The organism is Salipiger abyssi, assembly GCF_001975705.1.
GTDB classification, from domain to species: domain Bacteria; phylum Pseudomonadota; class Alphaproteobacteria; order Rhodobacterales; family Rhodobacteraceae; genus Salipiger; species Salipiger abyssi.
In genome coordinates, this window is the sequence record NZ_CP015093.1 from 1,030,771 (window position 1) to 1,054,516 (window position 23,746).

General features: G+C 66.6%; 24 protein-coding genes and 1 tRNA gene. 13 read left to right on the plus strand and 12 right to left on the minus strand.

Annotation, left to right across the window (positions count from 1 at the left end; all coding sequences use genetic code 11):
• The first annotated feature begins 58 nt into the window (after positions 1-58).
• Positions 59-135, plus strand: a tRNA-Arg gene (locus Ga0080574_RS08630).
• Between the two features lie 86 nt (positions 136-221).
• Here the strand turns inward: Ga0080574_RS08630 and rplT are convergent.
• The 4 genes from rplT to pyk all read right to left on the minus strand — a co-directional run bounded on the left by rplT (position 222) and on the right by pyk (position 2,692).
• A complete protein-coding gene (rplT, locus tag Ga0080574_RS08635) occupies positions 222-587 on the minus strand; it encodes a 50S ribosomal protein L20 (RefSeq protein WP_076697202.1) in 366 nt (121 codons plus the stop codon).
• 17 nt (positions 588-604) lie between these two features.
• Positions 605-805 (minus strand): 50S ribosomal protein L35, encoded by a 201-nt coding sequence (rpmI, locus tag Ga0080574_RS08640; RefSeq protein ID WP_009504408.1) that lies wholly within the window; start codon positions 803-805, stop codon positions 605-607.
• Between the two features lie 135 nt (positions 806-940).
• Entirely contained in the window at positions 941-1,165 is a 225-nt protein-coding gene (locus Ga0080574_RS08645) for a hypothetical protein (protein WP_076697206.1), read from the minus strand.
• Between the two features lie 81 nt (positions 1,166-1,246).
• The gene (gene pyk / locus Ga0080574_RS08650) at positions 1,247-2,692 is read right to left on the minus strand and encodes a pyruvate kinase (protein WP_076697211.1); all 1,446 of its coding nucleotides are present in this window, start codon (positions 2,690-2,692) and stop codon (positions 1,247-1,249) included.
• A gap of 152 nt (positions 2,693-2,844) precedes the next feature.
• Here pyk and Ga0080574_RS08655 point away from each other — a divergent pair, with 152 nt between their 5' ends.
• Together Ga0080574_RS08655 and Ga0080574_RS08660 are read left to right on the plus strand one after the other, a co-directional pair.
• Positions 2,845-3,582 (plus strand): N-formylglutamate amidohydrolase, encoded by a 738-nt coding sequence (locus tag Ga0080574_RS08655; RefSeq protein WP_076697216.1) that lies wholly within the window; start codon positions 2,845-2,847, stop codon positions 3,580-3,582.
• A gap of 14 nt (positions 3,583-3,596) precedes the next feature.
• Positions 3,597-3,911, plus strand: a complete 315-nt coding sequence (locus Ga0080574_RS08660; RefSeq protein WP_076697219.1) for a DUF1244 domain-containing protein — start codon at positions 3,597-3,599, stop codon at positions 3,909-3,911.
• A 77-nt stretch (positions 3,912-3,988) separates the two neighbouring features.
• Here the strand turns inward: Ga0080574_RS08660 and Ga0080574_RS08665 are convergent, their stop codons facing one another.
• Positions 3,989-4,510 (minus strand): DUF3576 domain-containing protein, encoded by a 522-nt coding sequence (locus tag Ga0080574_RS08665; protein ID WP_076705796.1) that lies wholly within the window; start codon positions 4,508-4,510, stop codon positions 3,989-3,991.
• A gap of 282 nt (positions 4,511-4,792) precedes the next feature.
• On the opposite strand from Ga0080574_RS08665, the gene Ga0080574_RS08670 reads away from it, so the two are divergent.
• The 6 genes from Ga0080574_RS08670 to Ga0080574_RS08695 all read left to right on the plus strand — a co-directional run bounded on the left by Ga0080574_RS08670 (position 4,793) and on the right by Ga0080574_RS08695 (position 10,594).
• Positions 4,793-5,791, plus strand: a complete 999-nt coding sequence (locus tag Ga0080574_RS08670) for a porin (RefSeq protein ID WP_076697224.1) — start codon at positions 4,793-4,795, stop codon at positions 5,789-5,791.
• Between the two features lie 81 nt (positions 5,792-5,872).
• Positions 5,873-7,345: a tetratricopeptide repeat-containing sulfotransferase family protein gene (locus Ga0080574_RS08675; protein WP_076697229.1), complete on the plus strand. Its 1,473-nt coding sequence runs from the start codon at positions 5,873-5,875 to the stop codon at positions 7,343-7,345.
• Positions 7,336-7,989: a YggS family pyridoxal phosphate-dependent enzyme gene (locus Ga0080574_RS08680; protein WP_076697234.1), complete on the plus strand. Its 654-nt coding sequence runs from the start codon at positions 7,336-7,338 to the stop codon at positions 7,987-7,989. Before Ga0080574_RS08675 ends, Ga0080574_RS08680 begins: the two co-directional genes overlap by 10 nt.
• A gap of 126 nt (positions 7,990-8,115) precedes the next feature.
• Positions 8,116-9,048, plus strand: coding sequence for a bifunctional riboflavin kinase/FAD synthetase (locus tag Ga0080574_RS08685; RefSeq protein WP_076697239.1), 933 nt, complete (start codon positions 8,116-8,118; stop codon positions 9,046-9,048).
• Complete coding sequence (locus Ga0080574_RS08690; protein ID WP_076697242.1) at positions 9,045-9,515, plus strand: YcgN family cysteine cluster protein; 471 nt, start codon at positions 9,045-9,047, stop codon at positions 9,513-9,515. Before Ga0080574_RS08685 ends, Ga0080574_RS08690 begins: the two co-directional genes overlap by 4 nt.
• Positions 9,515-10,594: a threonine aldolase family protein gene (locus Ga0080574_RS08695; RefSeq protein WP_076697244.1), complete on the plus strand. Its 1,080-nt coding sequence runs from the start codon at positions 9,515-9,517 to the stop codon at positions 10,592-10,594. Before Ga0080574_RS08690 ends, Ga0080574_RS08695 begins: the two co-directional genes overlap by 1 nt.
• A gap of 2 nt (positions 10,595-10,596) precedes the next feature.
• Here the strand turns inward: Ga0080574_RS08695 and Ga0080574_RS08700 are convergent, their stop codons facing one another.
• Both Ga0080574_RS08700 and hspQ read right to left on the minus strand, forming a co-directional pair.
• Positions 10,597-11,202, minus strand: a complete 606-nt coding sequence (locus Ga0080574_RS08700) for a LysE family translocator (protein ID WP_217621193.1) — start codon at positions 11,200-11,202, stop codon at positions 10,597-10,599.
• A 34-nt stretch (positions 11,203-11,236) separates the two neighbouring features.
• Positions 11,237-11,563: a heat shock protein HspQ gene (gene hspQ, locus Ga0080574_RS08705; protein WP_076697253.1), complete on the minus strand. Its 327-nt coding sequence runs from the start codon at positions 11,561-11,563 to the stop codon at positions 11,237-11,239.
• A gap of 252 nt (positions 11,564-11,815) precedes the next feature.
• Here hspQ and Ga0080574_RS08710 point away from each other — a divergent pair, with 252 nt between their 5' ends.
• Complete coding sequence (locus Ga0080574_RS08710; protein WP_076705798.1) at positions 11,816-12,409, plus strand: transglycosylase SLT domain-containing protein; 594 nt, start codon at positions 11,816-11,818, stop codon at positions 12,407-12,409.
• A 28-nt stretch (positions 12,410-12,437) separates the two neighbouring features.
• Here the strand turns inward: Ga0080574_RS08710 and Ga0080574_RS08715 are convergent, their stop codons facing one another.
• From Ga0080574_RS08715 to Ga0080574_RS08735, 5 genes are all read right to left on the minus strand, one after another.
• Positions 12,438-13,022, minus strand: a complete 585-nt coding sequence (locus Ga0080574_RS08715; RefSeq protein ID WP_076697257.1) for a LolA family protein — start codon at positions 13,020-13,022, stop codon at positions 12,438-12,440.
• Positions 13,023-13,151: 129 nt separating this feature from the next.
• Positions 13,152-14,153, minus strand: a complete 1,002-nt coding sequence (locus tag Ga0080574_RS08720) for an alpha/beta hydrolase family protein (protein WP_198039787.1) — start codon at positions 14,151-14,153, stop codon at positions 13,152-13,154.
• A 179-nt stretch (positions 14,154-14,332) separates the two neighbouring features.
• Positions 14,333-17,569 (minus strand): DNA translocase FtsK, encoded by a 3,237-nt coding sequence (locus tag Ga0080574_RS08725; protein WP_076697262.1) that lies wholly within the window; start codon positions 17,567-17,569, stop codon positions 14,333-14,335.
• A 19-nt stretch (positions 17,570-17,588) separates the two neighbouring features.
• Positions 17,589-18,770 carry an aminotransferase class I/II-fold pyridoxal phosphate-dependent enzyme gene (locus Ga0080574_RS08730; protein ID WP_076697267.1) on the minus strand — a complete coding sequence of 394 codons (1,182 nt, stop codon included), beginning with the start codon at positions 18,768-18,770 and terminating at the stop codon, positions 17,589-17,591.
• A 272-nt stretch (positions 18,771-19,042) separates the two neighbouring features.
• Entirely contained in the window at positions 19,043-20,371 is a 1,329-nt protein-coding gene (locus tag Ga0080574_RS08735; protein WP_076697271.1) for an amidase, read from the minus strand.
• 47 nt (positions 20,372-20,418) lie between these two features.
• Between Ga0080574_RS08735 and Ga0080574_RS08740 the strand changes: the two genes are divergently transcribed.
• The 3 genes from Ga0080574_RS08740 (at position 20,419) to Ga0080574_RS08750 (ending at position 23,627) form a co-directional block, all read left to right on the plus strand.
• Positions 20,419-21,672 carry a UbiH/UbiF/VisC/COQ6 family ubiquinone biosynthesis hydroxylase gene (locus tag Ga0080574_RS08740; protein ID WP_198039788.1) on the plus strand — a complete coding sequence of 418 codons (1,254 nt, stop codon included), beginning with the start codon at positions 20,419-20,421 and terminating at the stop codon, positions 21,670-21,672.
• A gap of 193 nt (positions 21,673-21,865) precedes the next feature.
• Positions 21,866-22,468, plus strand: coding sequence for an ester cyclase (locus Ga0080574_RS08745; protein ID WP_076697276.1), 603 nt, complete (start codon positions 21,866-21,868; stop codon positions 22,466-22,468).
• A 139-nt stretch (positions 22,469-22,607) separates the two neighbouring features.
• Positions 22,608-23,627 carry an LLM class flavin-dependent oxidoreductase gene (locus Ga0080574_RS08750; RefSeq protein ID WP_076697280.1) on the plus strand — a complete coding sequence of 340 codons (1,020 nt, stop codon included), beginning with the start codon at positions 22,608-22,610 and terminating at the stop codon, positions 23,625-23,627.
• Positions 23,628-23,746: the final 119 nt, after the last annotated feature.

The following is a 23,746-nucleotide window of genomic DNA, read 5'->3' on the forward strand; positions in this document are numbered from 1 at the left end:
GCGCCCTCGCGGGCAATTGCACAGGTCGTGGCAAGGGGCTAGAACGGGCGGGCGCAAAGGCCCGTTAGCTCAACTGGATAGAGCAGCTGACTTCTAATCAGCAGGTTGAGGGTTCGAGTCCTTCACGGGTCGCCAGCGCGCCTCATGTTCGTAAGACAGGCAACAAAAAACCGCGCCCGGGACGACCGGACGCGGTTCTTTTGTCAGCGAAACGCGGTGGCTCAGGCGGCCAGCGCGCCCTTGGCCTGCTCGACGATAGCACCGAAAGCTTCGGGCTCGTGCACGGCGAGATCGGCGAGCACCTTGCGGTCCACCTCGATCCCGGCCTTGGTCAGGCCGTTGATGAATTTCGAATAGGTCAGCGCCTCGTCATGCGAACGCACAGCCGCGTTGATCCGCTGGATCCACAGCGCGCGGAAATTGCGCTTGCGGTTCTTGCGGTCGCGGGTCGCGTACTGGTTGGCCTTGTCGACGGCCTGGGCTGCAACCTTGAAGGTGTTCTTGCGGCGGCCGTAATAGCCTTTTGCCTGGCTGATGACCTTCTTGTGACGGGCGTGGGTGACGGTACCACCTTTGACTCGTGCCATGTGTCAGATCTCCTCTATCAGCGGTCGTAGGGCATGTAGCCCTTGACGATTTTTGCGTCGGGAGCCGACAGCGTGGTGGTGCCGCGCGCATCGCGGATGAACTTGGTGGTGCGTTTGATCATGCCGTGGCGCTTGCCGGCCTGACCTGCGACGACCTTGCCGGTCGCGGTTACCTTGAAGCGCTTCTTGGCGCTCGATTTTGTCTTCATCTTGGGCATTTCCGTCTCCTTGACGTTTGGCGTTGACGCGCGACTCGGCATGCCACTCCGGGCCGGCCACGCGGGTAGAGGCGCCCCTATAGGACCGGGCGCCCTGCGATGCAAGCGGGAATCCCTGCCCGGCGTGGCGCCGCGCTAGCGGATCATGTCGCCGATCACGCCGTACACGGCGTCGGGAATATCCGCCAGCCGGTAGCCATCCGGCTGCCTGGTATTGCCATGCAGAAGCACCGCGACGGCGGCCAGCGCGACCGCCGCCCCGACAAGGGGCCGGCGCCCGTCCGAATAGGCCGAGATCATCGCCGGAACGGCGATCACCGCGAGGAACAGGCCGAGGACAAGAAGGTGGTCGGGGCTCATATGTGCCTTTCCGCGGCGGAGAAAGACCGCCACGGAAACAAGCCTAGCAGAGGACCCGCTATTGGCGAACCGCGAAGCGCCCTATTCCGGATCGGTGGAATAGATCAGCCGCTCATCGCAGGGCGCCACGCGCAGGATGTTGGTCGTGCCCGGGATGTTGAAGGGCACGCCGGCGGTCACCACGATCTGGTCCTCGGTGCCGGCATAGCCCTGCGCCCGCGCCGCCCGCGCGGCATTCACCACCGCCTGCTTGAAGCGCTCCAGCTCGCCGGTCATCACGCAGTTCACCCCCCAGGTCAGCGACAGCCGCCGGGCGGTGCCGCGCAGCGAGGTCATGGCGATGATCGGCACGCGCGGGCGCTCGCGCGCCACCTTGGCCACGGTGGTGCCCGAGGAGGTGAAACAGCAGATCACCTTGATATTCGCCGTCTCGGCGATCTCGCGCGCGGCGGCAACGATGCCGTCGGCGACGCTGGTGCGGTCGATATTGCGCGAGGCCTCGATGATCTCGGTATAGGTCGGGTCTTTCTCGACGCCCACGGCGACATTGTTCATCGTGGTCACCGCCTCGACCGGGTACTGGCCGGCGGCCGATTCCGCCGAGAGCATGATCGCGTCGGAGCCCTCGTAAATCGCGGTGGCCACGTCCGAGACCTCGGCGCGGGTGGGCATCGGGCTCTCGATCATCGATTCCAGCATCTGGGTCGCCACGATCACCGGCTTGCCGACCTTGCGGCAGGCGCGGATCAGGCGCTTCTGGATCGGCGGCACCGCCTGCACCGGCAGCTCCACCCCGAGATCGCCGCGCGCCACCATGATGCCGTCGGACACTTCGAGGATCTTGTCGAAGGCCTTCACCGCCGAGGGTTTCTCGATCTTCGACAGGATCGCCGCGCGGCCCTCGCAGAGCTTGCGCGCCTCTTCCACATCCTCAGGCCGCTGCACAAAGCTCAGCGCCAGCCAGTCGACGCCGAGGGCTGCGGCGAATTCCAGATCGCTGCGGTCCTTCTCCGACAGCGCCGCCAGCGGCAGCACCACATCGGGCACGTTGACGCCCTTGCGGTTGGAGATCGTACCGCCCGCCTCGACCACGCAATTGGCGAAATCCTCGCCGCATTCCTCGACCCGTAGGCGGATCTTGCCGTCATTGACCAGCAGATGCGCACCCACGCCGAGCGCCTGGAAGATCTCGGGATGCGGCAGGCAGACGCGTTTCTTGGTGCCCGGCGTCTCGTCGAGATCGAGCCGGAACGTATCGCCCCAGTCGAGCTCTTCCTCGCCGTTCTCGAATGTCCCGACCCGCAGTTTGGGCCCCTGAAGGTCCGCGAGAATCGCGATCGGGCTGTCGAGATCCTTTTCCACCTGACGGATCAGCCGGTGCAGCTTGGTGATGTCCTCGTGGCTGCCGTGGCTCATATTGAGGCGGAACACATCGGCCCCGGCCTCGTGCAGCGTCCGGATCATTTCATATGTATTGCTGGACGGGCCCAGCGTGGCCACGATCTTCACTTTGCGCAAACGTCTCATTTCCGTCTCCCTGCTCCGGCGCATCCCATGCGCCGGCCCCGAATTGTTTAACCTTAAACCAGTTATCGCTAACACCTTCATGAAGGTATTGCGCAATTCCCTTCCCGGCACAACTGCTCTAAGTGGAGCGGGCAGGATTTCAGACAAGAGCCATGACCTACACGCCATATCACACAGAGGGAGAGGGCCGGAACGGACGGTTTCTGGTCACCTGCGATCATGCGAGCAATACCGTGCCACCCGATCTCGGGGGAACCCTTGGTCTGCCCGAAGCGGACATGGCGCGGCATATTGCCTATGATGTAGGCGCTCTGGGGGTGGCCCGCGCCCTGGCGGCAGCGCTCGACTCGCCGCTGATCTGGGCGGATTTCTCGCGGCTGGTGATCGACCCCAACCGCGGCGAGGACGATCCGACGCTGCTGATGCGGCTCTATGACGGCTCGGTCATCCCCGGCAACCGCCACGCGGATGCGGCAGAGCGCGAGCGCCGGCTCAACGCCTATCACCGCCCCTATCACACGGCGCTGGAATCGCTGGCGGCGGCGCGCGAGAATGTCGCCATCGTCTCGGTGCATTCCTTCACACGGCAACTGCGCGGACGCCCGACGCGGCCCTGGCATGTGGGCATCCTGCACGCCTGGGACGCGCGGCTGTCGGATCCGCTGATCGCCCGGCTCGAGGCCGAGCCGGATCTGACCGTGGGCCGCAACCAGCCCTATCCCGGCCACCTGCCCGGCGATGCCATCGACCGGCACGCGCTGCGGCATGGCCGGGTGAACACGCTGATCGAACTGCGCAACGACCTCATTGCCACGGAAACGACCCAGGAACACTGGGGCACGCGACTGGCGTCGCTGCTGAAGGCGGCGCTGGACGACGTGCCGGACTGACGGAGGAGAAAGACATGGACGACCAGACCCGCATCGAGATCGAGGCCGCCGCCTTTCGCCGGCTGCGGAAACATCTGATGGAAGATCGCAAGGACGTGCAGAATATCGACCTGATGAATCTGGCCGGATTCTGCCGCAACTGCCTGTCGCGCTGGTATCAGGAGGCAGCCGCCGAGCGCGGTATCGAGATCGGCAAGGACGAGGCGCGCGAGATCTATTACGGCATGCCCTATGACGACTGGAAGGCGCAGCACCAGACCGAAGCGGACGACGCCAAGAAAGCCGCCTTCGACACCGCGTTCCGCGAGAATGTCAGCAAGGACGGCTGAGCCCGGGGCAACTTCCTTCGAAGGAAGTTGCAACTCTTTTCGAAAAGAGTTGCGCGACCCCGGCGGTCAGCGCTGTCTCAGAGGTTGCCGTCGCGGGCGCGCAGCTGCCGGGCCCGGGTGAGGATCGCATCCTCGACCGCGCGCACCGTGGCCCCGTCCACCGGACCGGAGCGCGTCATCAGCGCGACATTGAGCGAACGCGCGTCGAGCGCAGGATCGGAGACATAGATCGTCGCGCGATAGGCGCGGCCACTGCCCGGCGGGGTGCCATAGCCGGTGGTGATCACACCGGTGAACGGATCGACCGACTCGACGGGCAGGAAATCCAGCACGTCGAGCGAGGCGTTCCAGATATAGCGGTTCACCGCGCCGACCTTGCCGGCATCCTCGCGGGCCCGGAAAATATCCCAGATCGTCGAGTCGGGCCGGCCTTCGCGACCGTAGATTTCCTTCTCGATGATCTTCTCGGATGTCTCGGCATTGCCGGGCGGCACATTCTGCGTGTCGGAGCCGCGCCCGTCGAACAAGCCCCGGACAGAGCCGCAGCCGGCCAGAGCCATCATCCCGCCGAACAGAGCGACTCTCACAGCGTTCCGCATCATTTTCATCGGCAAAAGCTCCTGCCCGTCCCGTCTCTTTCGCCCCCTGCATACTCGGCACACCCGCGCGCGACAAGCCGTCAATCTCCCAGAACCAAGGCGCTTTCCCGCGCGCCTCCCGAGGCAGCGGGCAATTTTGTGGCAATTGCGCATCACTGATTGGCTTGTTCCGCGGCGCCCTCAGCGACCGGTTGCAAACGCGGGGGGTGAAGGCGCATAGAAGCCGCATCAAGGCCGGGCTACCCGGATTGGTACGTGCCTTACGAACACATGAGGGAAACAATGAAAAAGATTCTGTTTGCTACCACTGCGCTGGTTGCAACCGCAGGCGTCGCCTCGGCTGAAGTCGCCCTGACCGGTACCGCCGAAATGGGTATCTACAACCCGAACAGCGAAACCGCTGAAACCCAGTTCTTCACCGATTTCGACATCCGTTTCACCCTGTCGGGCGAAGCTGACAACGGTCTGACCTTCGGTGCCACCATCGACCTGGACGAAGCAGCCGACTACTCCGACGACGTTGGCGGCAACGACACCGGCGTTTTCGAACTGCCGAGCCGTCAGGGCGGTGAAGCGATCTTCATCTCCTACGGTGGCGCAACCCTGACCATGGGTGACACCGACGGTGCATACGACGCTCGCATCCCGGAAATGGCTCTGGCAGGCGGCACCCTGAACGACGACGAAACCGTTCACCTCGGCTTCAACCACGGTGACGGCGACGCGTTCGGCCTGACCGGCCTCGACGGCTTCGGCGACGGCCAGATCGCTCGTTTCGACTACGCCTACAACAGCTTCACCTTCTCGCTGTCGGCTGAGCAGGTTGCTGACGGCGCAGACGTGTCCGGCATCGGCGACACCGTTTGGGGCCTCGGCGTGTCCTGGAGCGGCCAAGTCAGCGCCATCGACCTGACCGTCGGCCTCGGCTACCAGACCCTGGAAGATGTTGCTGACGTGACCGGCCTCGCCGTCACCGGCGGCTTCGCCAACGGCATCTCCGCCGGCCTGACCTACTCGGTCACCGACATCGACGGCCTGTCCGACGACGTGACCCACGTTGGTCTCGGCTTCGGCTACGAAATGAACGCAATCGCAGTCGGCGTGAACTGGGGTCAGTTCGAGTACGACGGCGACAACCAGTCGGGCTGGGGCCTCGCGGCATCCTACGACCTCGGCGGTGGCCTGGAAGCCCGTCTCGGCTACGGCTACTCCGACATGGAAGGCGTTTGGGGCTCGGGCGACTACAACACCTGGTCGCTGGGTCTGAACATGAGCTTCTAATCTCCCCGGAGATTAAGCTAAGGGAAGAGCGGGCATTCGCCCGCTCTTTTCTTTTTTGTCAACCGCTGAGGTGCCCGCCCAATGCTGCCGCTTTCCGCCGCGATGAAAACCCGGCTCTTCCAGCAGGCGACCGGCCTCATGGCCAAGGGCCAGTTCGCACAGGCCAAGGCCGCGCTGACGCAACTGGCGCAGGCCGATCCGGCCCGCCCGGAAATCCCCTTTCATCTGTCGAGAATCGCCTTCGAGGAAGGCGACCGCGACGCTTGTCTGGCACAGCTGCGCAAAGCCGTCGCCCTCGCGCCCGGCAATCCCAAGCTCACTCAGCACGCCGCCGAGCGGTTCCGCTATTTCGGCTGCGCCGAGGAGGCGCTCGCCGCCTATGATCGGCTGATTGCCGCGGGTGGCCAGGCGGTGAAGGCCCGCGCCGACAAGGCGCATTACCTGCAACTGCTCGGTCGGTTCGACGAGGCGGAGAAGATCTTTCGCAAGCTGATCCGTCAGCATCCGAACGAAGCCCAGCTCTACCGCATCTTCCTCGCCACGAAAAAGCTCTCCGCCGGCGATCCGCTGCTTCAGGCGATGGAGCGGCTCTGGGCCCGCAAGGAGCTGAAGGACGAGCCGCGAATCCATCTCGGCTACGCGCTCGGCAAGGCGCTGGAGGAGGCCGGACAGCCGCAGCGCGCCTTTGCCTGCTTCGCCCGCGCCAATGCCTTGCAGCGAAAGGCCGCGCCTTTCGAAAACGCCGCGCAGGATCGCGAGTTCGCTGCCGTGCAGGCGGCGCAGGCCGGGCTTCTCCCCGACCCCGCCCTCAGCGAACCGCTCTCCCCCCGCCCGGTCTTTGTCACCGGCATGCCGCGCTCGGGCACGACGCTGGTCGAGCGCATCCTCGCCGCCCATAGCGACGTGTCGGCGGGCAACGAGCTGAGCCTCGCGCTGAAGCTCGCCTATGGCATGTTCGGCGCCGGCGAAGCCATGCGCCCGCTGGCCGACACTGCTCCGGAAAAGCTGCGCGCCTTCGCCGAACGCTACACTACGCTGGCGCGCCGCGACGTGCCCGGCGACAGCCCGGTGATCACCGACAAGTCGATTCTTTCCTACCTGATCGTCGGGTTGCTGCATCACACGCTGCCCGGCGCGCGCTTTATCGTCGTGCAGCGCGACCCGCGCGACATCGCCCTGTCGATCCACAAGAATTTCTTTGCCACCGGCAGCCATCGCTACGCCAACGACCTCGCGGATATCGCCCATGCGATCAAACGCTTCCGCCGGCATGTCGCGCACTGGAAGGCCACGCTGCCCGGTGTCATCCACGAGATCCGCTATGAGGCGCTGGTGGCGGACCCCGAACCGCATTCGCGCGCGCTGATCGCGGCGGCGGGGCTTGACTGGCAGGACGCCTGCCTCGATTTCCACAAGAACAGCGACGCCGTGAAGACGCTCAGCGTCAGCCAGGTGCGCCAGCCGATCTATACCGGCTCGGCGCAGGCCTGGAAGAAATACGAGCGCGAGCTGCAACCGTTCATAGAAGCCTGGGGAGACGAGCCATGGGACTGACCGATATCCGCGACCGTGTCGCCAAAGCCGAAGCCCGGGCCGGGCGCGACCCCGGCTCGGTGCAGCTGATCGCGGTCAGCAAGGTGCAGCCGCTGGAGCGGGTCGAGGCGGTGCTGGAGCAGGGGCACAAGCTTTTCGGCGAGAACAAGGTGCAGGAGGCGCGCGGCAAATGGCCCGAGTTCATGGAGCGCTACGAGGGCGTCTCCGTGCATCTCATCGGGCCGTTGCAGACCAACAAGGCGCGGCAGGCGATGGAGCTGTTCTCCGCCATCCACTCGGTGGACCGGCCGAAGCTCGCCAACACGCTGGCACGGCTGGCGCAGGAGACGGGCGCCTGCCCCGATCTCTTCATTCAGGTGAACACCGGCGAGGAAGAGCAGAAGGCCGGCATCCTGCCCGACGACGCGGATGCCTTCATCGCCGAATGCCGTGGGCTCGATCTGCCGATCAAGGGGCTGATGTGCATCCCGCCGGTCGAGGAGACGCCGTCGCTGCATTTCGCGCTGCTGGGCAAGATCGCCGAACGCAACGGGCTGGAAGAGCTCTCCATGGGCATGAGCTCCGATTTCGAGGAGGCCATCGCGCTCGGCGCCACCCATGTGCGCGTCGGCTCGGCGATCTTCGGCGAGCGCGATTACGGCTGACACACGGCCCCGGGCAGGCGCGCCCTGCCCGCTCCGTAGCACTGAAATCACCACCCGACCGGCCTTTTCCGGTCCCCGCCCCGAGCCGCCTTGCGCATGCTGGCCGCTGGGGCTAGGCCTGCGGTCATGCGGATCATCCGAGATTACCAATATGTCGAGCCCCAGGACCGGGGGGCCAGTGTCGCCATCGGAAATTTCGACGGCGTGCATCTCGGCCATCAGGCCGTGATAGACCTCGCCCGCGCGGCAGGCGGCGGCGCGCCCTTCGGCGTGCTCACCTTCGAGCCGCATCCGCGCGAGTATTTCGCTCCCGACACCCCGCCCTTCCGGCTGATGTCCTCCAAGGCGCGGGCCTCGCGTCTGGAAAAGCTGGGGGTGGAGCGGCTCTATGAGCTCAATTTCAACAGCGCCCTGGCCGAGCTCACGCCGGAGCAATTCTGCCGCCGGGTGATCGCCGACGGGCTCGGGCTCAACCATGTGGTGGTGGGCGCCGATTTCTGCTTCGGCAAGAACCGCAAGGGCACCGTCAGCGATCTCCAGCGCTTTGGCGACGAGCTGGGATTCGGCGTCACAATCGCGGAGATTCTGGAATATTCCGGCGGGCAGGTCAGCTCCACCGCGATCCGGCAGGCGCTGAGCGACGGCAAACCGCGCGAGGCGGCGGCGCAGCTCGGTCACTGGCACCGCATCGAGGGCCCGGTGATCGGCGGCGAACAGCGCGGTCGCGAGCTGGGCTATCCCACTGCCAACATGTCCATCGAAGGGCTGCACCCGCCCAAGCTCGGCGTCTATGCGGTGCTGGTGCAGGTCCTGGATGGCGAGCACAAGGGCAGCTATCACGGCGCTGCCTCCATCGGCGTGCGCCCGATGTTCGGTGAGAACAAGCCCAATCTCGAAACCTTCATCTTCGACTTCCAGGGCGACCTCTACGGCGCGACCCTGTCGGTGGCGCTGGTCGAGTATCTTCGCCCCGAGGTGAAATTCGACGGGCTCGACGCGCTCATCCAGCAGATGGATGCCGATTGCGCCAGGGCGCGCGAGATCCTCTCGGCGCCATGAGCGATCCGATCGACCGCAGCGGGCTGGCGCCCCGGTTCTGGGAGAAGAAACCGCTCTCGAAACTTTCCAAAGCCGAATGGGAGGCGCTTTGCGACGGCTGCGGCAAATGCTGCCTCAACAAGCTCGAAGACGAGGAGACCGGCGAGGTCGCGCTGACCCGCGTCGCCTGCCGCCTCTTCGACGACAGCACCTGCCGCTGCGCGCAATACCCGATCCGCCACCAGTTCGTGCCGGAATGCATCGTGCTGAAACCCACCAATATCGACGAGCACGCTTACTGGATGCCGCAGACCTGCGCGTACCGGCTGCTCTGGGAGGGCAAGCCGCTCTTCGACTGGCACCCGCTGATCTCGGGCGACCCGGAAACGGTGCATGAGGCCGGCGTCTCCATACGGGACCGCACCGTTCCGGAATTCGAGATCGACGAGGACGATTGGGAAGACCACATCATCGAGGAGCCGATCTGATGTTCTTTGCCTCCGACAATTCCGGCCCCGTGGCGCCGCAGGTTCTCGACGCGCTGGCCCGCGCCAATGAGGGCCACGCCATGGGCTATGGCGACGATCCGCTGTCGCAACAGGTGGCCGAGGATCTGCGGGCATTGTTCGAGGCGCCGGAGGCGGCGGTCTATCTGGTGCCCACCGGCACGGCGGCCAATGCGCTGTCGCTCGCCTGTCTCTGCCCGCCCTATGCCACGGTGTTCTGCTCGCCCGCCGCGCATATCCACGAGGATGAGTGCAACGCGCCGGAATTCTACACCGGCGGCGCCAAGCTGACCCTGGTGGGCGACAGCGACCGGATGACCCCCGAGGCCCTGCGTGCCTCCATCGCCGGCGAGGAGACACGCGGCGTGCACGGGCCGCTGCGCGGGCCGGTCTCGATCACCCAGCTTACCGAGCGCGGCAATGTCTACTCCATGGAGGAGCTGCGCGCGCTGACCGGCGTGGCGAAGGAATTCGGCCTGCCGGTGCATCTCGACGGCGCGCGTTTTGCCAATGCCGCCGTCAAGCTTGGCGTCACCCCCGCCGAGATGAGCTGGAAGGCCGGGGTCGATATCTGCGTCTTCGGTGGCACCAAGAACGGGCTGATGGGCGTCGAGGCGGTGCTGATTTTCGATCCGGCAGCGCGCTCAAGCAGCGGAGCGGTCGCGCAAAACAGACTGGCTGCGGAATTCGAGCTGCGCCGCAAGCGCGGGGCGCTGCTGTTCTCCAAGCATCGCTATCTCGCGGCACAGATGGCGGCCTATCTCGAAGGCGATCTCTGGCGCGATCTCGCGGGCCGCGCCAATGCGCGCTGCGATCAGCTCGTGCAGGGGCTGAAGGGGCTGGATGTGACCCTGCGCACCGAGCAGCACGCCAATCTGCTGTTCTTCGACCTGCCCCGCCGCGTACACCGCGAGCTGCACGCCGCCGGCGCCGTCTACAGCATGTGGGACAGTCTCGACGGCCCCGACGACAGCATCGCCACCGCAAGGCTGGTCTGCGACTGGTCGCTGCCGCCCGAGGCGGTCTCGGAATTCACCGATCTGCTCGCCCGGTCGCTCTGATATCAGCGCGGCAGCCGTGCCAGCGCCAGCCCCGCGCCCGCCAGCAGATAGAGCCCGCCGGTCAGCCGGTGCCGTAACCGTCCCGCATGGCGCAGCCAGCCGCGCGCCCGCCGCGCGGCCAGCGCCCAGAGAAGATCGCCCGCGAAAAGCACCGTAAGATAAAGCACAGCCACCCCGGCCAGTGCGCCGGCACCGCCGCCCGGCGCCACGAATTGCGGCAGGAAGGCCGCGTTGAAGATCAGCGTCTTGGGATTGACCGCCGCCACCAGCAGCCCCTGCACCAGCAGAGCAACAACGCTCCGGCGGGGCGGTATCTCCGTCTCCAGCGCCTGCGCCCCGCGCCGCCAGGTACGGACCCCGAGCCAGATCAGATAGGCCACCCCGGCCCAGCGCAGCAGCTGAAAGCCCCAGGCGGCCAGTTCCAGCAGCGCCGCGAGCCCTGCCACCACCAGCGCGACCTGCGCGGCCACGCCCAGCGTCGTCCCCGCCACGGTCGCCACGCCGAGGCGCAGCCCGTGCGCCAGCGTGTTGCCGACGATCAGCGCCACGTTCGGCCCGGGAATCGCCACCAGCAGCGCGGTGGACGTCACGAGAGAGAGGGCCGCCACGATCTCCACCGGCGCGCCCTCCCCTGCGGTTCTGTCAGTTCAGCTGGAAATGCAGCTCGTAGCTGCCATCGTTGAAGGCCCCGAACAGATCGGGGATATCCGGGTGATCCACCGGCTCGCCGGAATAATCGGCAACGAGGTTCTGCTCGGACACATAGGCCACGTAAAAGCTCTGCTCGTTTTCGGCGAGCAGGTGATAAAAGGGCTGGTCCTTGATCGGGCGCGACTCCTCGGGAATCGCCTCATACCATTCCTCGGTATTGCTGAATTCCGGATCGACATCGAACACCACACCGCGAAACGGGTGCTTCTTGTGGCGGACAACCTGGCCCAGATGATATTTCGCGCGCTGTGTGTGCATATCGACCTCTAGGGACAAGTCATGGCATTTTCGCGGCAGAAAGTCCAACTTTGGGACATATTTTAGAGGAAACAGACTGTGAACTCTCGTCCAACAGTTGCGCCGTCAACTGGCTTCCACCGCATCTTGGCCCATTAGCATAAAGACGCTGACGGCAGGTTCCAGCGGAAATGTGATTCCCTCTCCATCTACATTCGGGTATTCTGGAACGTAGGCAAGAAACTTAGAAAAACAATGAAAAGCGAGAGGCAGATGAGCAGATGGCTTCGCGCGTTGGTGATTGTGTTACTGGCTGCGTCCTGCGGGGGCGGCGGCGGAAGCGGGCGCTCGCCCAGCAATCTCGATGACGCCTGTTCGATCCTGAACCAGCGCCCACAGTACTTCCGCGCCTTCCGGGCGGCGGAACGCAGATGGGGCGTGCCGGTGCATGTGCAGATGGCGACGATCTATCAGGAAAGCAAATTCAAATCCGACGCCCGCACACCGTTCCGCTACGCGCTCGGCGTGATTCCCTATGGCCGGCAGAGCTCGGCTTTCGGCTACAGTCAGGCGCTGGACGGCACCTGGGACGAATACCTGGTTGCCACCGGCAAACGCCGGGCGCAGCGCGACGATATCCGCGATGCCACCGATTTCATGGGCTGGTACATGGCCGGCAGCCGCGACCGGCTTGGCATCAGCCTGCGCGACGCGCGCAACCAGTATCTGGCGTATCACGAGGGCCGCACCGGGTTTTCGCGCGGCAGCTACAACTCCAAGGCCTGGCTGCTGCGCGTCGCCGACGAGGTCGGCAACCGCGCCATCATCTACGAGGTGCAGCTGGCCAATTGCCGCGCGGCACGCTGAGCGCCGCGCAAAGTGCTCAAGGGTGGGGTCAGTTCCCCACCCGCTTCACATCAAAGACACTGTTCGACAGGCTGGTCTGCTCCAGCCCGCCCAGCACCACGGTGGTCTTGCTGCCGCTGCCGTCGTCGATCACCCATTGCCGCAGCTCCACCGGGTTGCCGGTGAACTTGAGCTGGATCGAGCCGTATTCCGGGCGTTTCGGATCCTGCGCGGTGACCGTGGTGGCGGTGCCGTCATAGCTGTGCCCGGTCACCATGCCCGCCTGCCCCAGATTGACATTGCGCGCCAGGATGATCGACAGCGGCGTCTGGTTCAGCGGATAGGTCTCGGGCTGGCCGCTCACCTTCTTGTCGAAGATATAGACCGCCCCCGACCAGGCCAGCACCAGCGCCTGCTCGGGCGGGTTGTATTCGAACCGCGCCTTGCCGGGCCGCTTGAGGAAAATCGTCCCCGTCGAGATCGAGCCATCCGCATTGATCTGCGTGAACGGGCTCTTGGCCGACTGGATCGTGTTGAGATAGTTCGAGATCTCGCCCAGCGAGAGCTTTTGCGCCGCCGCCGGCAGCGCGGTCAGCATCACGGCCGCCAGCGTGGCGGAGATGAGTCGGAGCATGTGTGGTCCTTCCTGCTCGATAGAGTGCCCAGGCTGCCAGAGCGCGCGCGGTTATGCGATAGCAAGGCGACCCGGCAAAGATAGGCGCGCAGGGGCAACGTTCCAACCGGGCGGCGCGTTCCCGCCATGTCACTCCGCAGGCAGGGCCGCCGCGAAGAACGCGGCCATCTCCGCCGCCAGCTCCGCCTGAAACGCCACGCGGTCGAGCTCCGGCGCATCGACGCAGGCCATCTCCCAGATCTCGGGCGCCTGCGCCTCGAAGCGCGGGTCGCAGGGCGCGAGGAAGAAGAAATGCCCGGCCCCGGCGACCTCGTGCAGCTCTGCATCCGGCAGGGCGTCGGCAAGCGGTGCCGCGTTGCTCGCGGTCGGCACCCGTTCATCGGCGCTGCCCGACCAGATCTGCACCGGCAGCTCCAGTGCCGCCAGCGTCTCGGGATCGAAGGCAAAGGCCAGCCCCGGCGCCGCCAGCACCAGCGCGCCGATCCGCCCGTCCGCCGCCGCCGGGCGCAGCTGCGCCTCCAGATCGTCGGGCAGCCCGTCGAAGAGGCCGAGCTTACAGACGAATTCCTCCGGCTCCGCGCCGCAGAATGCGCGCCCCCGCGCGATGTCCGGCACCGCACCGCCGGCGACCAGCGCGGTATAGCCGCCCGCCGAAAAGCCGAACATGCCGATGCGGTTGGTATCCACCTGGCCGGCGCCGCGCCACTCACCGGTGACGAAATCCAGGGTCGCCACGATATCCTGCGGGCGCGAAACCATCCATTTCGCCGCCACCGGCTCTCCGATCCGCATCGAATCCTGTGAATGGGTCGGCGCCGCGACGACAAATCCCGCCTCGGCAAGCGCATAGGCAATCGGGGCATGACCGCCCATCCAGCCGCTGTTGCCATGCGAGATCACCACCAGCGGCAGCGCCTCGCCCGCGGGCATCGCCCCCCGCGCCAGCGCCTGGCCAAACGGCGTGTTGGGCACCTCGGGCATTGCCGCCTCGCTGGGATACCACAACCCGATCGACAGCCCGTTCTCGATCAGCGCGCGCTGGAACCCCACCCCGGCCAGCGCCGGGCCCGCAAGCATCAGCCCCAGCACCGCGCCGGCCAGCCCCTCACTGGCTTTCGAAAAAACAGACATGCCCCGCTCCCGATCCAGAAAGTCCTGCGCGACCATCGCAGATCCGACCCGGTCCGCAAGGCGCCAAAACAGAGATCCTGCGCCACCCCGCCCTTTCATCTTTCTAAAAATACTCAAAAAAAAGCCGCCCGCGCCAACAGCGCGAACGGCGGGATGTCTCACGACAGTGCCAGACCGGCTCAGGCCTGTTCCGGCACCAGGATCTCACGCTTGCCGACATGGTTGGCCGCCGAAACGACACCCTCGTCCTCCATCTGCTCCACCAGACGCGCGGCCTTGTTATAGCCGATGCCCAGCTTGCGCTGAATATAGGAGGTCGAGCATTTGCGGTCCTTGATGACGATGGCCACCGCCTGATCGTAAAGCGCATCCTCGCCGCCGGTATTGCCGCCGGTGTTGAGCCCCAGCACCGCGTCGATATTGTCGGCCTTCTCCTCGTCCGGCCCCTGCACCACGCCCGAGACGTATTCCGGCGGACCGAAGGCCTTGAGGTGGTTCACCACCTCCTCGACTTCCTCGTCGCTCACGAAGGGACCGTGACAGCGGGTGATCCGCGCGCCGCCGGCCATGTAGAGCATGTCGCCCATGCCCAGAAGCTGCTCGGCGCCCATCTCGCCCAGGATGGTCCGGCTGTCGATCTTCGAGGTCACCTGGAAGGAGATCCGCGTGGGGAAGTTCGCCTTGATCGTGCCGGTGATCACGTCGACCGAGGGGCGCTGGGTGGCCATGATCAGGTGGATGCCCGAGGCCCGCGCCATCTGCGCCAGACGCTGGATACAGGCCTCGATCTCCTTGCCGGCGACCATCATCAGGTCGGCCATCTCGTCGACGATGACGACGATATAGGGCATCTTCTTGGGTTCGAACTCTTCGGTCTCGAACACCGGTTCGCCGGTCTCGTCGTCAAAGCCCGTCTGCACCGTGCGCGAGAACATCTCGCCCTTGCCCAGCGCCTCGGCGACGCGGCCATTGTAGCCGTCGATGTTCCGCACGCCCATCTTGGACATCTTGCGGTAACGGTCTTCCATCTCGCCCACGACCCATTTCAGCGCCACAACGGCCTTTTTCGGGTCGGTCACAACCGGCGAAAGCAGATGCGGGATGCCGTCATAAACGGAAAGTTCCAGCATCTTGGGGTCGATCATCACCAGCCGCAGATCGTCCGGCGTCAGCTTGTAGAGCAGCGACAGGATCATGGTGTTGATCGCCACCGACTTACCGGACCCGGTGGTCCCCGCGATCAGCAGGTGGGGCATCTTGGCGAGGTTGGCGACCATTGAATCGCCACCGATATCCTTGCCCAGCGCCAGCGGCAGCTTCTGGTTGCCGTCGCCGTAATCGCGCGACGAGAGGATCTCGCGGAAGGACACCATCTCGCGGTTCTCGTTGGGCAGTTCGATCCCGATCACCGAGCGGCCCGGTACGGTCGAAACCCGCGCCGAGAGCGCCGACATCGAGCGGGCGATATCGTCGGCGAGCCCGATCACGCGCGACGCCTTGAGGCCCGGCGCCGGTTCCAGCTCGTACATGGTGACGACCGGGCCGGGGCGGACCGAGACGATCTCGCCTTTGACGCCGTAATCGTCGAGCACGGTTTCCAGCATCCGCGCATTCTCTTCCAGCGCCTCGTCCGAGAGGTGGTGCCGCTCGATCATGTCGGGGCTGGCCAGCAGGCTCAGCGGCGGCAGATCGTATTCGCTGTGGCTGTCGTCAAAGCCCAGCTGCGGCTGCGCCTCGGCCTGCGCGCGGCGCGAGGGCTGCACCGGCTTGCGCTGCGGCTGCTGTACCACCTTTTTCGGCTGCGCGACCGGGATCGGCGCACGCTCGGCTTCCGGCGGCATGGCGGGGATGTAATCATCCTCGTCACCGTAATCGTCGCCATAATCGTCAAAATCGCGGTAATCGGCGAAATCGTCCTGATCGTCGGTCAGCGCCTCCCCGGGCGCTTCGTACGGTGCCGGCGGCTCGGCGGGTTGCGGAGCGGCCACACGGGCGGGCGCCGGCTGCGGCGCGGCGGCCTCGGGTGCCGCGACAGCCTCGGCTGCTGCCTCGGGAGCGCCTTCCTCCGGCATGATCTCGGGTGCGGGCGCGGTCACGCGCGGCGGCGCCGAGAGCGGCGGCTCGGGCGGCAGCGCGTGGGTCTGCGGCGCATGCGCGGCGCTCACCGGCGGCTCGCGGCGGGTCGCCGGCGCGGCCTGATAGATCAGCGGCGCGGGGCCGCGGCCACGGCCCTTGGTCAGCGGCTTGCTGGGGTCGGGGATGAATTCGGGTTCCGGCGCCGGCTCGTTGCGGCGGGCGCGGATGACATCGGCGATCTTGGCGCGGATGCGGTCCTCGCCCGGCTCGTCGACATCGTGATCCAGCACATCGGTCTCGACCAGCTCCGGCTCGGGCAGCGGGTCGGCGCGCTTGATCAGCGCCGGAACCCGCGCGAGCAGGCCGGTCTTGCGCGGCTCCGGCGCCGGGGCGGGCGCAGGCACCGGGGCGGGAGCCGGGGCGTGGGCGACAGTGGGTTCGACCCAGTCGACGCTGTCCTCGAAGGCGGCGGGCGCAGGGTCATAGGCCGGCTCGGGCGCGGGGCGGTGCACCGGCACCGGACGATGATGCTCGGGCGCAGCGGGGGCCGGGGCGCGGCGCACCAGGCCCGGTGCCGGCACCGCCTCCTGCGCGGCGGCCCAGGCGGCGGCCTCGGCCTGTTCCTGACGGCGGCGCTCGCGGCGGTCGGCCTGGGCGGCCTGCATGCGCTGCGCGGCCACCACCGAGGCGCTGGCACCACGGCCCAGCAGGTTCAGCAGCGTGGCATAGACCATGACCACACCAACCACGAGGAAACGCGCAATGGCGTTCAGCTCGACCCGGGTGAAGCCCAGCACAAAGGCGCCCATGGCGACGATGCCGACGCCCAGCACCATCATCACCAGCTTGAGCCCGAGCCCGGCGCCCAGCGGCAGGATGCCCAGCACCGAGCCCATCATCATGTCGCCGAAGAGACCGCCGAGACCGAAGCTGTGGGTCCACTCCGCGCCCACCGGCTGGCCGGCGGCATATATCGCCGAGAGCGCGATCCAGATCGGGGCAAAGACGACCCGCGAGAGCGCACGCTCTTCGCCGCGGTGGAGAGCGAGGCGAGCCCCCCAGACCAGCAGCACGAGCGCGAGCCCCCAGCTTCCCCAGCCGACGATCATGAAGAGCGGCGCGGCGATGGAGGCGCCGATCCGGCCCATCCAGTTCTGCACCGGCGCATCGGTGGCCGAGAGCCAGGAGGGATCGTCGGGCGTATAGGATCCGATCATCGCGGCAGCCATCAGCCCCAGCGCCACCAGCGCCAGCCCGGCCAGCTCCTTGCCGCGCTTCTCGATCGCGGCCTGCATGTTGCTGTCGAATAGGGGGTCACGCCCCCGCGCCTGGTATGCCATCGCTCGCCTCGTCTTTTTCTTATTGCCCGAAGAGACAGTCACGGATCCGCGTCAGCCCCTGTTCGGTTTCGTCTTTGGGGGCCACGAGGGCCACCCTGATATATCCCTTGCCCGGATTTCCCTCGGCCGTCTCCCGCGAGAGATAGGCCCCCGGCAGCACCCGCACCCCGGTCTCCTGCCAGAGCTTCAGCGCCGCCGCCTCGCCATCCTCGACCGGCAGCCAGAGGAAAAACCCCGCCTGCGGCGGCTCATAACCCGGCACGTTGCCGAAGATGCGGTCGGCCATGGCGAATTTCTCGGCGTAAAGCGCGCGGTTCTCGACCACATGCGCCTCGTCCGCCCAGACCTTTTCGCTGACCCGCTGGATCGGCAGCGGCAGCGGCGCGCCGGCATAGCTGCGCAGCAGCTTGATCCGCGCCAGGCTCTCCGGCCCGCCGGCGACAAAGCCCGAGCGCAGCCCGGGCAGGTTCGACCGCTTGGAGAGCGAGTGAAAGATCACCACACGCTCGGGGTCGGCGCCCATCTCGCGCGCGACCTGAAGCGCGCCGGGGGGCGGCGTGTCGCGGTGGATCTCGGAATAGCACTCATCCGCGAGGATCTGGAAATCGTGCTTTTCGGCCAGCGCGATCAGCCGTTCCCAATAATCGCGATCCGCCACCGCGCCCTGCGGATTGGCGGGCGAACAGATATAGGCCAGCGCCGCGCGGTCGAGCACCTCGGCGGGCAGCGATTCATAGTCGGGCAGATGGCCGGTCTCTTTCGTCGCGTTCACGAACACCGGCTCGGCAGTCACCGAGACGGTGGCCACCGCATAGACCTGATAAAACGGATTGGGGATCAGCACCGTCGGCTGCCTGCCGGACTTGGTCTCGGGGCAAAGCGCCATGGCGGCGTTATAGAGCCCCTCGCGCGTGCCGTTGAGCGGCATCACCTGCGTGTCAGGATCCACCGTCACGCCATAGCGGCGCGCGATCCAACCGGAGATGGCGCTGCGCAGCTCCGGCGTGCCGTCATTGGGCGGGTATTTCGCGAATTCCGAAACATTGGCGGCCAGCACCTCCCCGACCCAGGCGGGAAAGGCATGTTTCGGCTCGCCGATCGACATATGCGTGACCGGCCCGCCCGGCGCATGCGAGTCGAGCAGCGCCCGCAAACGCGGGAACGCATAGGGCGGCAGGTTCGAAAACCGCTCGGGAAACATGGCTTTGGTGCCTTTTGACTGCCTGCAATACTGCTTTATTCTCGGGATCGTTCACGCCCCGTTTTGCCGGCAGGATAAGGGAAGAGCCGGCGTTTCGTCCAGCGCTGTGGTGAGTCCGCCGGGGGATGTGGCGCGAAAGCCGCAACCCGCCCCGATTGCGGCCAAGCCCCCTTGGCCGTTGTATTTCTTGAGACTCCCGGAAAACGCCGGGGGCGCTGCCCCCGCCGCCCTGCGGGCGCCTCCCCCGGGATATTTCCGGCCAGTGGAAACGCCTAGGCGAGCGCCCGCTCTGCCGCCGCGCCCAGGCGCAGCAGCCGGTCCTCCTGCATCGGCGGGCACATGATCGAGAGCCCGCAGGAGGGCACGCCGGTGGGCAGGGTCAGGGTACAGGTGCCCATGACATTGCCGACGCGGGTGTTGCGCAGGGTGAGCAGGTTTTCGGTGACGTAATACTCGCCCTGCTCCATCAGCTTGTCGATTTTCGGCGGCAGGTTCGGCGCCGTCGGGCAAAGCACCGCATCGAATCCGGCGCTGGCGGCGTAATAGACATCGCGCGCCGCCATCATCCGCTCCCAGGCGCGCAGGTAATCGGCACCGCTGAACTGCCGCCCCGCCTCGAAGCGTTCGCGGATCGGCGCGAACATGACCTCCGGATCGGCCTCGATGGTCTCGCCCCATTCGGCCCAGGCCTCGGCGGTATAGAGCACGCCCGCATCCGCCATCGGGATGCCGATCTCCGGCACGTCGAGATCGACGATCTCGGCCCCGGCGGCGGCGAGCTTGTCGAGCGCTTCGGCATGGGCGCGGGCAGGTTCCGGGCGCAGATCGTCGAGCACGATGGTGGTCAGCCGCGCGAAGCGCTTGCCCACGAGCGAGGCGCCGCGCAGATCCGGACCTTTGCGGCCCTCGAGCGCCGCAAAGGTCTGCGCTGCGTCCTCGACCGTGCGACAGAGCGGACCCACCGTGTCGAACCCCTTGGCCAGCGGCACCACACCGTCGAGCGAAATCCGCCCGGAACTGGTTTTGAGCCCGACGAGATCGTTCCAGCAGGACGGGATGCGTACCGAGCCGCCGGTGTCCGAACCGATGGCCGCCGCTGCCAGACCGAAGGCCACCGAGGTCGCGGCGCCCGAGGAGGAGCCGCCCGCCACCGCCTCCGGGTCGTTGACCGAGGGCGGCGTCGCGGTGACCGGGTTCAGCCCCAGCCCGGAAAAGGCCAGCTCCGACATATGGGTCTTGCCCAGACAGACGAGCCCCATGGCGGTGGCGGTCTGCAAGACCGGCGCGTCCGCATCCGGCACCCGGCCCTCCAGCAGCTTGCTGCCGGCTTCGGTCGCAACGCCCGCCGTGTCGAACAGGTCCTTCCAGCTTACCGGCACCCCGTCGAGCGGCGAGCGGCGCTGACCGGCGGCGGCGCGGTCGCGCGCGGCCTCGGCCTCGGCCAGCGCGCGCTCCGGCGTCACCCGGGCATAGATTCGCGATCCCAGCGGATGCACGGCGATCTTGTCGAGGAACGCCTGCGCCAGCGCGACCGGGTCGATCTCGCCCTTGCCGATCCCCTGCCCCAGCTCGACCGCGCTCATTTCCGTCCAGTCGCTCATCTGCATCCCTTTCCTAGTCGGGCGCGACGGTAGCGGCAGCGCGGCGCATGGACAATCCCGCGAAGCAGCGCATATTTGCGGCCATGGAACATGATTGCGACATCCTGATTGTGGGCGGCGGGCTGAACGGCCCGGCGCTGGCGCTGGCGGCGGCCCGGGCCGGCCTGAAAAGCATCGTCATCGACGCGTTGCCGCAGGCGGCGCGGGCGGAGGCGGATTTCGACGGGCGCGGCTATGCGCTGGCGCTGTCCTCGGTGCGGCTGCTGGCAAATCTCGGGCTCTGGCAGGCGCTGGCGCCGAATGCCCAACCGATGTGCGAAATCAAGGTCACCGACGGGCGCGTCGGCGAGGCGCAGGTGTTCCTCGGGCTGCATTTCGATTCGGCGGAGATCGAGGAAGGCCCGATGGGCCAGATGATCGAAGACCGCTATCTGCGCCGTGCCCTGATGGAGGCGATGGAGTCCGAGCCGCTGGTCGATCAGCGTGCCGGCGAGACGGTGGTGGCGCAGGAGACCACGCCCGAGAGCGTCACGGTGACGCTGGCCAGCGGCGAAACGCTGCGTGCGCGGCTGCTGGTGGGGGCCGACGGGCGGCGCAGCGGCACGGCGGCGCGCGCCGGCATCAAGCGCACCGGCTGGGGCTATGGCCAGACCGCGCTGGTCTGCGCCATCGCGCACGAGCTGCCGCATCACGGCATCGCGCATCAGTTCTTCATGCCGCCGGGGCCGCTGGCGATTCTGCCGCTGCCGGGCAACCGCAGCTCCATCGTCTGGGCCGAGCGCGACGAGCGGGCCCGTGCCATCAACGCGCTCTCGGACGCCGAGTATCTCGACGTGCTGCGCCCGCGCTTCGGCGATTTCCTGGGCGAGATCTCGCTGGCCGGAAAGCGCTTTCTCTATCCGCTGAACCTGACGCTGGCGAACAGCTTCATCGCTGACCGGTTGGCGCTGGTGGGCGATGCCGCGCATGGCATGCACCCGATTGCCGGGCAGGGGCTGAACGCGGGCCTGCGCGACGTGGCGGCGCTGGCACATGTCATGACCCATGCCCAGCGACGCGGCGAAGACATGGCCTCGCCCATGGTGCTGGCGCGCTATCAGCAATGGCGGCGCTTCGACACCGCGTCGCTGGCGGCGGCGACCGACCTCTTCAACCGACTGTTCTCGAACGACAATCCGCTCCTGCGGTTTGGCCGCGATCTGGGCATGGCGGCGATCAACGCCGCGCCGGGCCTGCGGCGCGGCTTCATCCGCGAAGCCGCCGGCATCACCGGGGATCTGCCCGAACTCATGCGCGCCTGAGCCTTCCCAGCCATCGTAGCACGCTCCTGCATACCCTCTCACGGGAGGCCTGCTGTCGCGCTGCGCATCCGCATATTGAGAACATTTCAGAGAAATTCATTCAACAAAACCTCCATATCGTTGAAAATAATCCGGGCTTAGGGTCGCCTCATCGCATCAAGGGGATGCGCCAGAGACCCCAAAGGACCCCGCCATGAAACCGCGTCACACCCTCACCGCCGTGCTGCTGTCTGCCGGCCTTTCCGCCACCGCCGTCGCCGCACAATCCGTCAGCGCAGAGGCCGCCAGCGCCGCCGTCGTCAAACAACCGCCGCTCGTCACTGCCGCGCTGGCCGAACTGGCGCAGCGCCAGGCCGAGGAGGACCGTATCGCGAAGAACCTCGAAACCTTCGACACGCTCGATTTCGAGGTCTTCTCGGGCCAGCAATGGGACCGCCTGCATGAAAGCCATGCCGACGATATCCTCGTGCACTGGCCCGACGGCCGCACCGTTCGGGGCATCGACGCGCATATCGACGATCTGAAAGCCTTCTTCGTCTTTGCCCCCGATACCGTCATCGACAAGCATCCGATCCGCATCGGCCAGGGCGAATGGACCGGCGTCGTCGGCGAGATCTCGGGCACCTTCACCGAACCGATGCCGATCGGAGACGGTCAGGTCATCGAGCCCACCGGCAAGCGCTATGCGCTGACCATGGCCACCATCGGCCACTGGACAGACGACGGCGTGATGGACGAAGAATACCTGTTCTGGGACAACAACGCCTTTTACCGCCAGATCGGCCTGATCGACTGATCCGGCGCGCCCGCTGGGCAGATCCGCACAGACCCTGCGCCCAGGCGAACCGCGCGGCGGCTTGCCTGGGGCATACCGGGGTTCCTATCTCCGGGACAAGGCGGCAAAGGCCGCGCAAACGGATCAAGGAACCGTCATCATGAAAAATATCGGATTTCTGTCTTTCGGACACTGGTCGCCGACCCACGGCTCGCAGGTGAAAACAGCCGCCGATGTGCTGACCCAGTCCATCGAGCTGGCGGTCGCCGCCGAGGAGCTGGGCGTCGACGGCGCCTATTTCCGCGTACACCACTTCGCCCGCCAGCTCGCCTCGCCCTTCCCGCTGCTGGCGGCGGTCGGCGCGCGCACCTCGAAGATCGAGATCGGCACCGGCGTGATCGACATGCGCTATGAAAACCCGTTTTACATGGCCGAGGACGCGGGCGCGGCGGATCTCATCGCCGGCGGGCGGTTGCAGTTGGGAATCTCGCGCGGCTCGCCCGAGCAGGTGATCGACGGCTGGAAGCACTTCGGCTACCGGCCCGACGAGGGCGAAAGCGCCGCCGACATGGCGCGGCGTCACGCGCTGGTGTTTCTCGACCTGCTGGAGGGCGAGGGCTTTGCCGAGCCGAACCCGCGCCCGATGTTCCCCAACCCGCCGGGCAAGCTGCGGCTGGAGCCGCATTCCGAGGGGCTGCGCAACCGCATCTGGTGGGGCGCCGGATCGAATGCCACCGCAGTCTGGGCGGCGCAGCACGGCATGCATCTGCAAAGCTCGACGCTCAAGGACGACGAGACCGGCGAGCCGTTCCACATCCAGCAGGCCGACCAGATCCGTGCCTATCGCGCCGCCTGGAAAGAGGCGGGCCATGCGCATGAGCCGCGCGTCTCGGTCAGCCGCTCGATCTTTGCGCTGACCAGTGACATGGACCGGCGCTATTTCGGGCGTGGCGGCAAGGAGAGCGATCAGGTCGGTTTCATCGACCAGCAACGCGCGATCTTCGGGCGCGGCTATGCCGACGAGCCCGACCGGCTGATCGAGCAGCTCCGCCGCGACGAGGCCATTGCCGAGGCCGATACGCTGTTGCTCACCGTGCCGAACATGCTGGGTGTCGAGTATAACGCCCATGTGCTGGAGACGATCCTGACAGAGGTCGCACCCGCGCTCGGGTGGCGCTAAGCCCCCTCCTTCCCTCCCCCGGACAAGCCCGGGGGAGGCACCGCTTTGCACTGCCGGATTGCGAAAAGACCCCGGCCGACCGCCGAATTGGTCAAATTTTCGCCTTAGTCATCCCTTAA